The organism is Sphingobium sp. B7D2B (assembly GCF_025961895.1).
Taxonomy (GTDB): domain Bacteria; phylum Pseudomonadota; class Alphaproteobacteria; order Sphingomonadales; family Sphingomonadaceae; genus Sphingobium.
Genome location: NZ_JAOQOM010000001.1, coordinates 1,396,435 through 1,411,134 on the forward strand (window position 1 = coordinate 1,396,435; position 14,700 = coordinate 1,411,134).

16 protein-coding genes and 1 tRNA gene are annotated in these 14,700 nt (G+C 64.7%); 11 read left to right on the forward strand and 6 right to left on the reverse strand.

Features of this window, described 5'->3' with window-relative positions; genetic code table 11:
• Positions 1–86: 86 nt before the first annotated feature.
• The 3 genes from thyA to M2341_RS06340 all read left to right on the forward strand — a co-directional run bounded on the left by thyA (position 87) and on the right by M2341_RS06340 (position 2,404).
• Positions 87–1,067, forward strand: a complete 981-nt coding sequence (gene thyA, locus M2341_RS06330; protein WP_264584635.1) for a thymidylate synthase — start codon at positions 87–89, stop codon at positions 1,065–1,067.
• 107 nt (positions 1,068–1,174) lie between these two features.
• Positions 1,175–2,266 (forward strand): AI-2E family transporter, encoded by a 1,092-nt coding sequence (locus M2341_RS06335; protein WP_181561361.1) that lies wholly within the window; start codon positions 1,175–1,177, stop codon positions 2,264–2,266.
• A 61-nt stretch (positions 2,267–2,327) separates the two neighbouring features.
• A tRNA-Asp gene (locus tag M2341_RS06340) sits at positions 2,328–2,404 on the forward strand.
• 91 nt (positions 2,405–2,495) lie between these two features.
• On the opposite strand, the gene M2341_RS06345 is transcribed toward M2341_RS06340, so the two are convergent.
• The 4 genes from M2341_RS06345 to M2341_RS06360 all read right to left on the reverse strand — a co-directional run bounded on the left by M2341_RS06345 (position 2,496) and on the right by M2341_RS06360 (position 4,080).
• Positions 2,496–2,717 (reverse strand): DUF2842 domain-containing protein, encoded by a 222-nt coding sequence (locus M2341_RS06345; protein WP_264569843.1) that lies wholly within the window; start codon positions 2,715–2,717, stop codon positions 2,496–2,498.
• The gene (locus M2341_RS06350) at positions 2,714–3,292 is read right to left on the reverse strand and encodes a 5-formyltetrahydrofolate cyclo-ligase (protein ID WP_264584636.1); all 579 of its coding nucleotides are present in this window, start codon (positions 3,290–3,292) and stop codon (positions 2,714–2,716) included. The genes M2341_RS06345 and M2341_RS06350 overlap by 4 nt, the downstream gene beginning before the upstream one ends.
• A gap of 200 nt (positions 3,293–3,492) precedes the next feature.
• Entirely contained in the window at positions 3,493–3,828 is a 336-nt protein-coding gene (locus M2341_RS06355; protein ID WP_264584637.1) for a cell division protein ZapA, read from the reverse strand.
• A 3-nt stretch (positions 3,829–3,831) separates the two neighbouring features.
• Positions 3,832–4,080: a hypothetical protein gene (locus M2341_RS06360; protein ID WP_181559167.1), complete on the reverse strand. Its 249-nt coding sequence runs from the start codon at positions 4,078–4,080 to the stop codon at positions 3,832–3,834.
• Positions 4,081–4,349: 269 nt separating this feature from the next.
• On the opposite strand from M2341_RS06360, the gene tkt reads away from it, so the two are divergent.
• The 3 genes from tkt (at position 4,350) to M2341_RS06375 (ending at position 8,641) form a co-directional block, all read left to right on the forward strand.
• Complete coding sequence (gene tkt, locus M2341_RS06365) at positions 4,350–6,317, forward strand: transketolase (RefSeq protein ID WP_264584638.1); 1,968 nt, start codon at positions 4,350–4,352, stop codon at positions 6,315–6,317.
• A gap of 23 nt (positions 6,318–6,340) precedes the next feature.
• Positions 6,341–7,351: a type I glyceraldehyde-3-phosphate dehydrogenase gene (gap, locus tag M2341_RS06370; RefSeq protein ID WP_181559169.1), complete on the forward strand. Its 1,011-nt coding sequence runs from the start codon at positions 6,341–6,343 to the stop codon at positions 7,349–7,351.
• Positions 7,352–7,435: 84 nt separating this feature from the next.
• Positions 7,436–8,641: a phosphoglycerate kinase gene (locus M2341_RS06375; protein WP_264579317.1), complete on the forward strand. Its 1,206-nt coding sequence runs from the start codon at positions 7,436–7,438 to the stop codon at positions 8,639–8,641.
• On the opposite strand, the gene M2341_RS06380 is transcribed toward M2341_RS06375, so the two are convergent.
• Positions 8,642–9,166, reverse strand: coding sequence for a TlpA family protein disulfide reductase (locus M2341_RS06380; RefSeq protein WP_181559171.1), 525 nt, complete (start codon positions 9,164–9,166; stop codon positions 8,642–8,644).
• Positions 9,167–9,315: 149 nt separating this feature from the next.
• Here M2341_RS06380 and M2341_RS06385 point away from each other — a divergent pair, with 149 nt between their 5' ends.
• From M2341_RS06385 to M2341_RS06400, 4 genes are all read left to right on the forward strand, one after another.
• The gene (locus M2341_RS06385) at positions 9,316–10,215 is read left to right on the forward strand and encodes a fructose bisphosphate aldolase (RefSeq protein WP_181561363.1); all 900 of its coding nucleotides are present in this window, start codon (positions 9,316–9,318) and stop codon (positions 10,213–10,215) included.
• 112 nt (positions 10,216–10,327) lie between these two features.
• Entirely contained in the window at positions 10,328–10,897 is a 570-nt protein-coding gene (locus M2341_RS06390) for a glutathione peroxidase (RefSeq protein ID WP_264584639.1), read from the forward strand.
• Between the two features lie 30 nt (positions 10,898–10,927).
• Positions 10,928–11,572, forward strand: a complete 645-nt coding sequence (gene thiE, locus M2341_RS06395; RefSeq protein ID WP_264584640.1) for a thiamine phosphate synthase — start codon at positions 10,928–10,930, stop codon at positions 11,570–11,572.
• Positions 11,569–12,096, forward strand: coding sequence for a TPM domain-containing protein (locus M2341_RS06400; RefSeq protein WP_264584641.1), 528 nt, complete (start codon positions 11,569–11,571; stop codon positions 12,094–12,096). The genes thiE and M2341_RS06400 overlap by 4 nt, the downstream gene beginning before the upstream one ends.
• A gap of 10 nt (positions 12,097–12,106) precedes the next feature.
• Here M2341_RS06400 and epsI read toward each other — a convergent pair whose 3' ends face one another.
• Positions 12,107–12,838, reverse strand: coding sequence for an exosortase-associated protein EpsI, V-type (epsI, locus tag M2341_RS06405; protein ID WP_264574804.1), 732 nt, complete (start codon positions 12,836–12,838; stop codon positions 12,107–12,109).
• A 339-nt stretch (positions 12,839–13,177) separates the two neighbouring features.
• On the opposite strand from epsI, the gene ffh reads away from it, so the two are divergent.
• Positions 13,178–14,665: a signal recognition particle protein gene (gene ffh, locus M2341_RS06410; protein ID WP_264584642.1), complete on the forward strand. Its 1,488-nt coding sequence runs from the start codon at positions 13,178–13,180 to the stop codon at positions 14,663–14,665.
• Positions 14,666–14,700 lie beyond the last annotated feature (35 nt).

The window sequence follows — 14,700 nt, forward strand, 5'->3', positions numbered from 1 at the left end:
TGGCTGCGGGATCGTTTGGTCGCGCTTATCAGGGCGGCAGATGGCATGTGCTGGCGCTTGCGCGGCGGCGCGGTTAAGCTCGATCCATGCTTTCATCTGCCTCCCTCGCCGAGTCTGCGCCGCCAACGACCGCTTCGCCGCATTATGAGCAGCAATATCTCGATCTGATGCGGCATATCTGGACCGCGGGCGATGAACGGGTGGACCGCACCGGCGTCGGCACGCGCTCGATTTTCGGGGCGACCATGCGATTCTCGCTCGGCGATGACGCGGTGCCTCTGCTGACGACCAAGCGCGTCTACTGGAAGGTCGCCGCGCGGGAGATGCTGTGGTTCCTCTCCGGGGGCACCAGCATCCGCCCTCTGGTGGCGCAGGACGTCCACATCTGGACCGATTGGCCGCTGGATCGCTACCGGCGCGAAACCGGCGACATGATCTCCATGGAGGATTTCGAGGCGCGCATTCTGGCTGATGATGCCTTCGCGCAGGCGTGGGGCGATCTGGGACCCGTCTATGGCCGGCAGTGGGTCAACTGGCCGCATTTCGAGCCGGCGCCGGAGGCTGGGGAGGGGCTCTATCGCCGCGCGGCGACCGGGCACAACCAGATCGCGACGCTGGTCGATGCCATCCGCACCAATCCCGGCTCGCGCAGGCTGCTGTTCACCGGCTGGAATGTCGATGAACTGGAGGGCATGGCCCTGCCGCCTTGCCATATGACCTATCAGTTCCATGTCGCGAACGGGCGCCTCAACGGGCTTCTGTTCCAGCGCAGCTGCGACCTGGGGCTCGGCTTTTCCTTCAACATCTTCGGTCTGGCGCTGTTGACGCGGATGCTGGCGCTGCAGTGCGATCTGGAGGCAGGCGAGATCGTCTGGCAGGGCGGGGACGTCCATCTCTATCTCAATCACGCCGATCTGGTCGAAGAGCAGCTTTCCCGGACGCCGTCCGGCTCGCCCAAGCTGAAAATCCTGCGCAGACCGAACACCATCTTCGCGCATCGCATCGAGGACTTCGTGGTCGAGGACTATGCGCCGCAACGCGGCATCGCTGCTCCGGTCGCGGTTTAAGGGGCTTGTCGGTGCCGCTGGACGAGCAAAATCTGGCCACAGAGCAAGGCGCGGGCGATCAGCCGTCCGCGGAGCGCTTTGACCGCAGCACCTGGGAGCGCAACCGGCTGGTTGCCTCGATCGCGTTGTTCGCGGGGCTGGGAGTGTTGCTGGCCCTGCCGTTCGTGCTTCGCGCCGGCGGTGCTTTCTTTCTTCCCCTCACGGTCGCGCTGGTGATCGCGATCTGCCTCGTGCCCTTCCTCGAGTGGCTCGAGCGGCGGCGCATCCCGTCGCCGCTGGCCGCGCTGATCGCGCTAGTGTCCTTCCTGTTCGCTGTGAATGCCGCGCTGGTGCTCATCGTGGTGCCGGCGGTCGACTGGATCGCCCAGCTTCCCGAGCGGATCGGCCAGATCAAGACGACGCTGGAGCCGGTCATCCGCCTCTATACCGAGGCGCAGGGTTTCATCGACGGCCTGCTCAAGCTCGTCACGGAAACCCGCAGGGCGCCGACGGTGCCCGGCGAGGTGCCGCGCCCCGGCTCGCTGTTGGATATGCTGACCACTGCCGCGCCGAGCGTCGTCATCAATGTCGTGTTCGGGCTGCTGGTGATCTTCTTCTTCCTCTCCGGCTGGACGCGCATGCGCCGGCGGACGATTCAAGGGCGGGGCAGCTTCTCGGGCGCGCTGACTATCGCGCGGGTGATCCAGAACGTTGTCGATGCCACGTCGCGTTATGTGCTCACCATCGCGCTCATCAATGTGCTGCTGGGCTTCACCGTCGCCATCGCGCTCAGCCTGTTCGGGATGCCCACACCGTTCATGTGGGGCGGATTCGTCGCGCTGCTCAACTTCATTCCCTATTTCGGCCCCTTCGTGGCGGCGATCCTGCTGGCGATGGGCGGGCTGATGACCTTTTCCACGGTCGGCTGGGCGCTGATGCCAGCGATCATCATGACCGGGCTGCATCTTATCGAGGCGAATGTCGTGACGCCGCTGGTGCTCGGCGAGCGCCTGAAGCTCAGTCCGCTGATGATTCTCGTCTCGCTGAGCTTCTGGACGTGGGTGTGGGGCACGGCAGGCGCGCTGCTGGCGGTGCCGCTGCTGATCATCATCCAGACGGTGCTGGCGGCAGCTGGCAAGCCGGATATCGCCGGTTTCCTGTTCGAGTCCGGAACGCTCACCAGCGTGCCATCCGACCCGCAGGAAGAATATCGCAATTGATCGCGCGAAGCGTGTTGACAGGGCCGGCGCCCTCTTATACCTGCGCCCTCCTCAGCCAAGCGCGGGTGTAGCTCAGTTGGTTAGAGTGCCGGCCTGTCACGCCGGAGGTCGCGGGTTCGAGCCCCGTCACTCGCGCCATTTTCTTCAATGAAGAGAATGGCATCGCGCTGGCTTCCCCCTCCTGAACGGAGCGGGACAAGCCTCTAGAAAATGGATTTGGAACTGGCGCTCAGGCGCGCCAGCGGCCTGTCTCCATCCACACCAGGATGGGCCGGGTCGGGAAGATCCAGATGATCCCCACGATCACATAGAAGACGAGTTGAAGGGCGCCGGGCCAGCGCGCGATCTGCTCCGAGAAGGAGCCGATGATGGCGGCCCAGACGGCGATGATGCCGAGGATGGCAAACATGCCCGCCGGCTTGCGCCAGCTCGGTTGCGGCGCGTCGTTCACGCGGCCTCTCCCTCGATGACGCTCTGCTCGGTGAATAGCATGTGCAGGGGTACGTCCCATGGCTGGATGGGCAGCGCATCGACCATCTGGCAGCTCCACGCCATGCCGATTCGCAGCGCGTTGGGCAGCTTGGCGAAAGCGCGGTCATAATAGCCCGCACCATGGCCGATACGATTGAGCGCGGGATCGAACCCGACGAGCGGCGTCAGCACCACGTCCGGCGTGACCGTGGCGGCCTGCGGGGCCGGCTGGGGGATGCGGAGCTGGCCCGGCACCAATATGTCGTCCGGCGACCAGTCGGCAAATTCCATGTCCTCGGCGGTGGTCTTGCCGAGCCGTGGCAGGCACAGCTTGAAGCCGCGCTCGTGGAGGAAGTCTATCAGCGCTTCGGTGGGCGCTTCCGAGCCCATTGCCCGGTAGATGGCGACCCGCGAGCCCGGCGGCATGCGGGCAAGCACGGGGGAAGGGAGAACCCGGAAGGCCAGCGTGCGCACTGAAGGCGGCAGGCCGGCGACAAAGGCGGAGCGCCGGGCGAGCAAAGAGGAGCGCAGCTTGGCGCGATCAGTATCGGTCATTCTTTGGGTCCTGTCCGAGATGCCGGCGGGGTGACGGGACCGCCATGGCCGTTTGCCGGAAAATCCTCTGACGCCTCAACGTCAGGTGGGGACCATGTAGTTCGGACCTGGGTCCGGCCAGGGACAGCCCCCTTGGATGTGATTATCGCCTCAGGGATGTTCGCTAATGCGCGCACCGGGCAGTACCCGTCCCGCCTTACTTAGGCGTTGGACAGCTGGGCTGCAAGGCTGTCGCGCAAGGCTTCGATCCGCTGAGCCAGCGCATCGAGCGCCTCCAGCGTTGCGGATTCGTCCTCCGGCTCGGCGGGCGGTGGTGGCGCGGCTGCCGGGGCGGGCGCCTTGTCGGTGAGGGAATCGGCCAGCAGCAGGCCCGCGAACAGCAGTTGCCGCACCTCGGTCAGCCCGGGACTGCCGCTGCTGACCTGCTGGACCCGCTCGGACATCAATGCAGCCAGCTCGTGCAAACGCGCTTCCTCGCCATCCCGGCAATGCACCGCATATTGCCGCCCGCCGACCATGATTCGTACTTCTGCCATAGATCAGGCTTCGCTCCTGGCCTTTTGAAGATCGCCAATGAGCGCATCGAGCGATTTCAGCGCTGCGATTGCCTTGTCGCGTGAGAAGGGGTCGATGTCCACCGGCGGGCCATCGTCCTCGATGCTGCCGGCCGCGAGCTGCGCCTCGATTTCCTGCGCACGCGCCTCGGTCAATTCCCGCGCCAGTCCCTCGGCGCGCGTCACGGCGCGTTCCAGCCGCTCGATCGCCTGCATCATCGCCTTGCTTGCCATGAGCGAACCCTTATCACGCTCCCGAGCGAATGCAAAAACTCGTTGCGCAGCTGCGGATTGAGCGTGACGGCGCCAGAAACACCGTGCCTTTGAGGCTGTGGGGCGCCCCGCAGGTTGACGCTCGGGCCGCTAGACGACATGGAGACCGCGCGGCGACTCATGGCCCGTTCTCTCGGCGCCGGCGCGGCCGTTCATCGACCATCTTCGGTCCTTGATCGCTCTGGAGCAACACGCCTGCGGGCCAGATAAAGAAGAAGGGGCGCTCGCCCATGTCAGTCACCGAAAAGCGGCTCGCCGACGCCATTCGCGTCCTTTCCATGGACGGCGTGCAGGCCGCCAATAGCGGCCACCCAGGCATGCCGATGGGCATGGCCGATGTCGCGACGGTGCTCTTCAAGGATTATCTGAAGTTCGATCCGGCAGCGCCGGGCTGGCACGACCGCGACCGCTTCGTGCTCTCGGCTGGCCATGGCTCCATGCTGATCTATGCGCTGCTGCACCTGTCCGGCTATGCCAGGCCGACGATGGCGGACATCCGCAATTTCCGCCAGATGGGCAGCCCTTGCGCCGGCCACCCCGAGAATTTCGAGCTGGCGGGCGTTGAAGCCACCACCGGTCCGCTGGGTCAGGGCCTCGCCATGGCCGTCGGCATGGCGATGGCCGAGCGGCATCTCAATGCGACCTTCGGCGATCCGCTGGTCGATCACCGCACCTGGGTGATCGCGGGCGATGGCTGCCTGATGGAAGGCATCAACCACGAAGCAATTGGTCTTGCCGGTCATCTGGGCCTCGGGCGCCTGAATGTGCTGTGGGACGATAACAAGATCACCATCGACGGCGCTGTCAGCCTCTCCTCCAGCGAGGATGTGCTGGCCCGTTACGCCGCGACCGGCTGGCACGTGACGGCCTGCGACGGCCATGATTTCGGCGATATCCGCCGGGCGATGGATGAGGCCATGGCCGATCCGCGCCCCTCGCTTATCGCCTGCCGCACCCGCATCGGCCAGGGCGCGCCCAACAAGGCCGGCTCGCACAAGGTGCACGGATCGCCGCTGGGCGAGGACGAAATCACCGCGACCCGCGAGGCGCTGGGCTGGGATCTGCCGCCGTTCGAGCTGCCCGATGATGTGAAAGCCGCATGGGCCGAGACCGGCACGCGCGGCAAGAAGGCTCATGCCGATTGGCAGGGACGCCTTGCAAGCCATTCTGACAAGGATGAATTCGAGCGGCGCATGGCGGGCAAGCTGCCGGCCGGCTTCTCCATCCAGGCCTATCTCGATGGCCTGATCGCCGAGCCCAAGAAGGTCGCGACGCGCAAGGCCAGCGAGATGGCACTCGATGCCATCAACGTGCAGCTGCCCGAGATGTTCGGCGGCTCGGCGGACCTGACCGGCTCCAACCTGACCCAGTCCAAGGATCAGAAGGTCGCTTTCAGCCGCGACGATTACAGCGGTCGCTATGTCTATTATGGCATCCGCGAGTTCGGCATGTCCGCCGCGATGAACGGCATCGCGCTGCATGGCGGCATGATCCCCTATGGGGGCACCTTCCTCGTCTTTTCCGATTATGCGCGCAATGCCATCCGCATGTCCGCTTTGCAGCAGCTGCGCGTCGTCTATGTGATGACGCATGACAGCATTGGCCTTGGTGAGGATGGCCCCACGCACCAACCCATCGAGCATGTAATGTCGCTGCGGATGATCCCCAATCTGGAGGTCTTCCGTCCCGCCGACACCATTGAGACGGCGGAGTGCTGGGCGCTTGCGTTGCAGCAGGAATCCACGCCGTCCTTGCTGGCGCTCAGCCGCCAGAACCTGCCGCAATTGCGCACCGACGCTTCTGAAAATCTCTGTGCCAAGGGGGCCTATACCCTCGTGGCCAGCGGGACTGCGCCCAAGGTGGTGCTGATCGCTACCGGATCGGAAGTGGAGATCGCCGTGAACGCTGCCAAGCTGCTGGAAGAGAAGGGCATCTCCACCAACGTCGTCTCCATGCCCAGCATGTCGCGCTTCCTGGCGCAGGAAGAGGCCTACCGGGCTTCCGTGCTGCCGCATGGCGCGCTGCGTGTCTCGATCGAGGCCGGCACCACCTTCGGCTGGGCGACGATCACGGGAACCGATGGCATCAATATCGGTATCGACAGCTTCGGCCTCTCGGCGCCGGCGCAGGAAATTTACGATCATTTCGGGCTGAACGCCCAGAGTGTCGCGGCAAGGGTTTCCGCCGCGCTGGTTTGACTTTGAGCTAAGGAGTGCAGGACATGGCGATCAAGGTAGCAATCAACGGGTTCGGACGGATCGGGCGCCTCGTCGCGCGCGCGCTGCTGGAGCGCACTGATCATGATTTCGAGCTGGTCGCGATCAACGACCTGGGCGATGCCAAGTCGAACGCGCTGCTGTTCAAGCGGGACAGCGTGCATGGCAACTGGAAGGGCGAGGTCTCGGTCGATGGCGACAGCCTCGTCGTGGACGGCAAGCGCATCAAGGTGACGGCGGAGCGTGACCCCGCCAATCTGCCGCACGCCGAGCTCGGCGTGGTGATCGCGCTCGAATGCACCGGCATCTTCGCAGACAAGGCCAAGGCCAGCGCGCACCTGACCGCGGGCGCCAAGCGCGTCGTCATTTCCGCGCCGGCCACGGGCGTCGACAAGACCATCGTGTTCGGTGTGAACCATGATGCGCTGACCGCCGACGACATCGTCATCTCCAACGCGAGCTGCACCACCAACTGCCTCGCGCCGCTCGCCAAGGTGCTCAACGATGCGGTTGGCATCGAGAGCGGCTTCATGACGACGATCCACAGCTACACCAACGACCAGAACACGCTGGATCAGATCCACAAGGACATGCGCCGCGCCCGTGCCGCTGCGCTCTCCATGATCCCGACCACGACGGGCGCCGCCCGCGCCGTGGGCGAGGTCCTGCCGGAGCTCAAGGGCAAGCTGGACGGCTCCTCGGTGCGCGTGCCGACGCCGAACGTGTCGGTTGTCGACCTCAAGTTCATCGCCAAGCGCGACACGACGAAGGAAGAGGTCAACAGCCTGCTCAAGGCTGCTGCCGACAACGGCCCGCTCAAGGGCGTGCTGGGTTATTCGGACGAGCCGCTGGTCTCCATCGACTATAATGGCGATCCGCGCAGCTCCACCGTCGACAGCCTCGAGACGGCGGTCATCGACGGCAAGCTCGTGCGCGTGCTGAGCTGGTACGACAATGAGTGGGGCTTCTCGAACCGCATGATCGACACCAGCAAGGTTGTTGCTGGCCTGATCTGAGGATTGCGGAACACCGCTGACATTTCTTCGGGCCGGGCATGTTCACACACGCTCGGCCCGATTCACGCATGGGAGAGTGACGACGTGGCCAAACCCTTCAAGACGCTGGACGACATGGGCGATATCGCCGGCAAGGCCGTGCTGGTCCGTGAGGATCTGAACGTGCCGATGTTGGAAGGTTCGGTGAGCGACGACACGCGCCTGCGGGCCGCCGTGCCGACACTGCTGGAACTGGCGGACCGGGGCGCGAAAGTGCTGATCCTCGCGCATTTCGGTCGCCCCAAGGGCCAGAAGTCGCCCGATCTCTCGCTCAGCCTCGTCACGCGCGGGCTGAGCCAGGTGCTGGGTCGCGACGTGCAGTTCATTCCCGATTGCCAGGGCGAAGCGGCGGCTGCCGGGATTGCGGTGATGCGGGGCGGCGACATCGCCATATTGGAAAACACCCGCTTCCATGCGGGCGAGGAGAAGAATGATCCGGCGCTTGCCGACGCGATGGCCGCGCTGGGTGACATGTACGTCAATGACGCCTTTTCCGCCGCTCATCGCGCGCACTGCTCCACCGAGGGCCTTGCGCATCGCCTGCCGTCCTTCGCCGGCCGCTCGATGGAGAAGGAACTGGACGCGCTTGAGGCCGCGCTGGGCCAGCCGGAAAAGCCGGTCGCGGCGGTTGTGGGCGGCGCCAAGGTTTCGACCAAGCTTGCCGTGCTCGAGAACCTCGTCGCCAAGGTCGACCATCTGATCATCGGTGGCGGCATGGCCAATACCTTCCTCGCGGCGCGCGGCGTTGACGTGAAGAAGTCGCTGTGCGAGCATGATCTGGTCGATACGGCCAATGAGATTTTCGAGAAGGCCGAAGCGGCGGGCTGCACGCTGCACCTACCCTATGATGTCGCCGTCGCGACCGAATTCGCTGCCAATCCCGCCAGCTACCGCGTGTGCAACGTGAACGAGCTGGCCGATGGCGAAATGATCCTCGACGTGGGACCGGCGGCCGTCGAGGCGCTGGCGGACGTTCTCAAGACCTGCAAGACCCTGGTGTGGAACGGCCCGCTCGGCGCGTTCGAGCTGACGCCCTTCGACACGGCCACCGTTGCGCTGGCCCGCACCGCCGCGGCGCTGACGGCGGAAAGTTCGCTGGTGTCAGTTGCCGGCGGCGGCGATACGGTCGCCGCCCTCAATCATGCCGGCGTGGCTGCGGATTTCTCGTTCGTCTCGACCGCAGGCGGCGCCTTCCTGGAGTGGATGGAAGGCAAGGAACTGCCGGGCGTCGCGGCGCTTACGCGCGGTTGATCAACGCGAGCGAGCGGGAGCCGTTGGCGCCCGCTCGTTCATCAGCGGAATGATTACGCGGTTGAGTTGATCGAGGTCGAAGGCGCCGGTGGCGGCATAACGAACGCGTCCGTCGCGCCCGATCACGAAGTTTGTGGGGAGCGCGCCCAGATGGCGATAGGGGCCTTTCACCCGTCGAACCATCGGGATGGTCATCCCGGCCAGCATTTTCTTGAGCTTGGGGAGCGGCACGGAATCTTCTGTCGCCACGGCAAAAACGCGCAGCCCCTTGTCCTTCAGGATGTCGTGAAAGGCGTCCAACGTCGGCAGTTCCTTGATGCATGGTCCGCACCATGTCGCCCAGAAATTGAGGACGACGACTTGCCCTTTGAGATCGGCCAGCGAAACCGAGCTTCCATCAGCCAGCATCAGCGTGAACGCTGGCGCTAGGTCGCCCACCTTGATCTTTTGAGCGTGGGCTGGCCGGGCCACGCTCATGCCGATGATCGCAATCAGTGCGGCAACGGCCGCGAATTTTGAGCGCATCGATCGTCCCCCCTTCCAACCATCTTTCGTTCCGGGCAGTGCGCCCGTCAAGATGGTTGACCGGCTTGCAATATGCGGCGCAGGCGCGGCATAGGCGTGCCACACAGCACCGCCGATTTTGGCACCACTTCGAAAAACAGGACAGGATGATGCAGGACTCCGACATGACCGAGAAGATTGCCAAGGGGCAGGGCTTCATTGCCGCGCTCGACCAGAGCGGCGGTTCCACGCCCAAGGCGCTGAAGGGCTATGGGATCGAAGAAAACGCCTATTCGGGCGATGAAGAGATGTTCGGCCTGATCCACCAGATGCGTAGCCGCATCATCACCTCGCCCGCCTTCACCGGCGAGAAGGTGCTGGGCGCCATCCTGTTCGAGAAGACCATGGACGGCACCGTGGACGGCAAGCCGACGCCGGCCGCGCTCATCGAACGCGGCGTCGTGCCGTTCATCAAGATCGACAAGGGCCTGGAAGACGAGGCCAATGGCGTGCAGATGATGAAGCCGATGCCGGAGCTGGACGCGTTGCTTAAGCGCGCCAAGAGCCTTGGCGTGTTCGGCACCAAGGAGCGCTCGGTTGTCAATCTCGCCAACCGCGAGGGGATTGCCGCCATCGTCAAGCAGCAGTTTGAGATTGGCCAGCAGGTGCTGGCGGCGGGCCTGATGCCGATCATCGAGCCGGAAGTGAACATCAAGAGCGCCGAGCGGGCGCAGGCCGACCAGATCCTGCTGGAGGAAATCCTCAAGGCGCTCGATGCACTGCCCGAGGGTCAGCAGGTGATGCTCAAGCTCTCGATTCCCGAGAAGGCCGGTCTGTTCGGTCCGCTGGTCGATCATCCCAAGGTGCTGCGCGTCGTCGCGCTTTCGGGCGGTTACAAGCGCCCCGAGGCGTGCGCCGAACTGGCGAAGAATCGCGGCATGATCGCCAGCTTCAGCCGGGCTCTGCTGGAGGATCTGCGTCATCAGATGAGCGATGAGGCGTTCAACGCCTCGCTCGCCAGCGCGATCGACGAGATCTACGAAGCCTCGACGGACAAGGTCGCGGCCTGACGCGCACGACGGGGCGGCGCCCAATTGCGCCGCCTGCGGTCTCCACCCGATGACAGAGGAAGGGCGGCTCCCTATCTTGGGCGAGCTGCCCTTTTTCATCTGGAGGATGACCATGACCGCGACGACGACTGCATTGGACGAAATTCCGCTCAAGACCATCAAGGGCGATGATGCGTCGCTGGGCGATTACGCCGGCAAGGTGCTGCTGATCGTCAACGTGGCGTCCAAATGCGGCCTCACCCCGCAATATGAGGGGCTGGAAGCGCTCTATCGCAAATATAAGGACGATGGCCTGGTCGTGCTGGGCTTTCCCGCCAATGACTTTGCGGGGCAGGAGCCGGGCTCTAACGAGGAGATCGAGAGCTTCTGCACGACTAATTTCGGCGTGGACTTCCCCATGTTCGAGAAGGTGGTCGCCACCGGGCCGGACAAGCACCCGCTGTTCGCGGCCCTGACGCAGGCGCAGCCGGAGGCGCGCAACGATGGCGCGTTTCGCGAGCGCCTCAAAAGCGGCAACCGCACGCCGAACGATCCGCCGGAACTGCTCTGGAATTTCGAGAAATTCCTCGTCGGGCGCGACGGCACGGTGCTGGCGCGCTTCTCCCCGGATACCAAGCCGGACAATGGCGATCTCGTTGCCGCGATCGAGGCGGCGTTGTCGGGTTCCGCTGCCGCCGGTTGACCGCGCGGCCACCGGGCTTATGGGGGCGGAATGACCGAGACCACACAGGCGCTCAGCCTTCCGCCCTGCCAGCTCTACCTGATCTCCCCGCCGGTGATCGGCGAGGATTTCGCCGCTCGCCTTGCCGAGGCGCTGGACGGTGGCAGTGTCGCCGCGTTTCAGCTTCGCCTCAAGGGCGTGAGCGAGGAAGAAGTCGCGCGGCTGGCCGAACCGCTCCAGCGCCTGTGCGCGGAGCGGGATGTCGCCTTCATCGTAAATGACAGCATCGCGCTGGCCCAGCGCCTCGGCGCCGATGGCGTTCATCTGGGGCAGGGGGATGGGGATCCTCGCGAGGCCCGACGCGTGCTCGGCCCGTCCGCTCAGATCGGCGTGACCTGTCATGACAGCCGCCACATGGCGATGGAAGCCGGGGAAGCTGGGGCTGATTATGTCGCGTTCGGGGCCTTCTATCCCACCACCACCAAGGAGGTGAGCCACCATGCGGAACCGGACCTGCTGCGCTGGTGGTCGTCCATCTTTGAAATTCCCTGCGTTGCCATCGGCGGCATCACTGCCGACAATGCGGCGCCGTTGGTCCAAGCCGGTGCCGATTTTCTCGCGCTGAGTGGCGCGGTGTGGAACCACCCTGATGGGCCGCGCGCCGGTGTTGCCGCCTTTGCGAAAGTGCTTGGGTGATCCTGACACGCGGGCTTTCCGCCCTTGGCATCGCGGCCCTGTGCGTGGCGGCGGGGCTGATGGGTGCGCCCGCCGTGGCCGGTGAACCGACCGAGACCGCCCAGATCGTCCTCCCATCCAGCCTGCCGATCGCGCGCGATGGCTGGGTGACCGACGCTGCGGCGCTGTTCACGCCCGATCAGCGGCACCAGATCGAGCGCCGCCTGGTCGCGCTGCAGGCCGCGACCGGGCGGGAGGCCATCGTCGTCACGGTGCCGTCCCTCGATGGGCAGGACATCGCCGGCTATGCAAGCGAGCTTGGCGATCGCTGGGCCGTGGGTGCGCCGGGGGCGGAGGGGATCGTGATCCTGCTCGCGCCGAGAGAACAGCTGGTCCGCATCGCGGTCGGGCAGGGCCTTGCCGCCGCCATTCCGGACGATGACTGCCAAGCGATCATAGACACGCTAATGCTGCCACAGTTTCGCAACGGACTTTTCGAGGCCGGTCTGGTGGCTGGGATCGCCGAACTGGAAGGCCGGCTCTAGCGACGTCGGATCAGGCGTCGCCGACCACCATGTCCCTGGTCGGCTCGCCCGAATGCTTGAGCATGTCTGCGATGAAGATTTGCATGTTGTGCAGGGACTCATCGTAATTCTTGTCGATCACCGACATGCGGACAAGCAACCCGTCGGCAAGGTAGCCGGCGATATTGGCCTTGGTCATCGCGATGCGCTGCGCGAGCCAGCTCTGCGGGAAGTCGGGGCCGATCCGCGTCCAGTACAGGATGTTCTCGTTGCGCGAGCCGAGCACCGCCGTCACCGACCGGGCCGGAATGATCATTTGGCGGCCGGCGACATCAACCGGCAAATCCAGTGACTCGCTGCGATCGATTGAGAAACCGCCAGCATAATAGCAGATTTCCGGCCGATGGAGCTGGACGTTGTTCAACTGCTTGCTGTTGTAAGCAGCCAGGAACATCACGCCCACGCCCTTGGAATTGACGTAGGTGCGCGTGAGAATGTGTTGATAGAGCTTGTCGGCCAGGTCGCTCTCTGGCGGCAGCACGAGCTCGCTGACGGGCAGCGTCTTCCAATCGCCGAATGCCTTGGGGAACAGGGCCTCAAACTGCTTGTCGGAGAGGTCGCGGTAACGCTGATGCGGCTCGCGCGCGATGGCAAGGCCGCTCACGGCCAGCATCGCACCGCCCATGAGGAGATGGCGGCGGCTGAGCGAGCGCCGCGTGGGCTCGCTCTCATCCGAAACTGAATTCACGTCGTCCGCTGCCACTGCACCCTCATTCCTTGGCTCTGCCGCGCAGAATAGCAGCTAAGAGCGGATTTCCAAACTGCAAGCGCCATAGCGGCAAATTCCTGCCAAAGCCTTTCTGTCCCGGCGTCTCCACATGGTCATCCCAGGCCCGGATGCCTGCCTTCTTGTCTTAACCGGCGGATTTCGTTAAGGAGCCGCTGTTCCGGCGCGGTTTTCCAACTGCCCGGGCGCCCTGACAGTCCTGGATTTTCACTGTCCAAGGATAGACGCTGGTCGGCGAGGTTTCGCCCACCGGCGCTTTGTGCGTTGCGGCGTTTTGGTTGGTTTTTCAGCGGCTTTGGCCGCAATGAGGTGGTGATGTTCGACAGTCTGAGCGATCGGCTCGGTGGGGTGTTCGAGAAGCTTCGGGGGCGCGGCGCGCTGACCGAGGCGGACGTTCGTGCCGCGATGCGCGAGGTCCGAATCGCCCTGCTGGAAGCCGACGTCGCCTTGCCGGTCGTGCGCGCGTTCGTCGACAAGGCGACCGAGCGCGCGGTGGGGTCGGACGTTCTGCGCTCGGTCACGCCGGGGCAGATGGTCGTCAAGATCGTCTCCGACACGCTGACCGAGACATTGGGCGCCGAGACCAGCGAGTTGTTGATCGACGTGACGCCACCGGCCGTCATCATGATGGTCGGCCTGCAGGGCTCGGGCAAGACCACGAGCACGGCCAAGCTCGCCAAGCGCCTCAAAGAAAAAGAGCGCAAGAAGGTGCTGATGGCGTCGCTCGACGTCAATCGCCCGGCGGCGCAGGAGCAGCTCGCCGTCCTCGGCACGCAGACCGATGTCGCGACGCTGCCGATCGTGCCCGGTCAGCAGCCGGTGGATATTGCCCGCCGCGCGCTCCAGTCCGCGAAGCTGCAGGGCTTCGACGTGCTGATGCTGGACACGGCCGGCCGCCTGCATGTCGATCAGGCGCTGATGGACGAGATGAAAGCGGTCGCGGATGTCGCGACGCCGGCTGAAATCCTGCTGGTCGTCGATAGCCTGACCGGCCAGGACGCCGTCAACGTCGCCAAGAGCTTCACCGAGCAGGTGCCGCTGACCGGCGTCGTCCTCACCCGCATGGACGGCGATGCGCGTGGGGGTGCCGCGCTCTCCATGCGTGCCGTCACCGGCCAGCCGATCAAGTTCGCGGGCACCGGCGAAAAGCTCGATGCCATCGAGCCCTTCCATCCCGCGCGGGTCGCGCAGCGCATCCTTGGTATGGGCGACGTCGTCAGCTTGGTCGAGCGGGCGGCGGAGACGATCCAGCAGGAAGATGCCGACAAGCTGGCCAAGCGCATGGCTGCCGGCAAGTTCGATCTTAACGATCTGCGCGCCCAGCTCAGCCAGATGCAGCGCATGGGCGGCCTCGGCATGCTCGCGGGTATGATCCCCGGCCTCAAAAAGGCGCAGGCGCAGATGACCAATGCCGGCGTCAACGACAAGACACTCGTTCACCTCGATGCGCTCATCGGCTCGATGACGCTCAAGGAACGGGAGAAGCCGGAATTGCTCAACGCCAAGCGCAAGATCCGCGTGGCCAAGGGCGCCGGTCTTCAGGTGCAGGACGTCAACCGTCTCCTCAAGATGCACAAGGAGATGGAAACCGCGATGAAGAAGATCAAGAAAATGGGCGGTCTCAAGGGACTGGCCAAGATGTTTGCGGGCGGCGGTAGCGGCGGCGGGCTGGGCGGTTTGCTCGGCGGTGGCGGCGGTGCGCCGGGAGCGGGGCAGGGCGATCTCAGCGCCCTCAAGGGACTTCCGGGGATGCCGGACATGCCCAAGCTTCCGCCGGGTTTTCAGAATTTTCTCAAGAAGTAACGTAACGAATTTCAGGTTCAGAGTTCAGAAGAAAG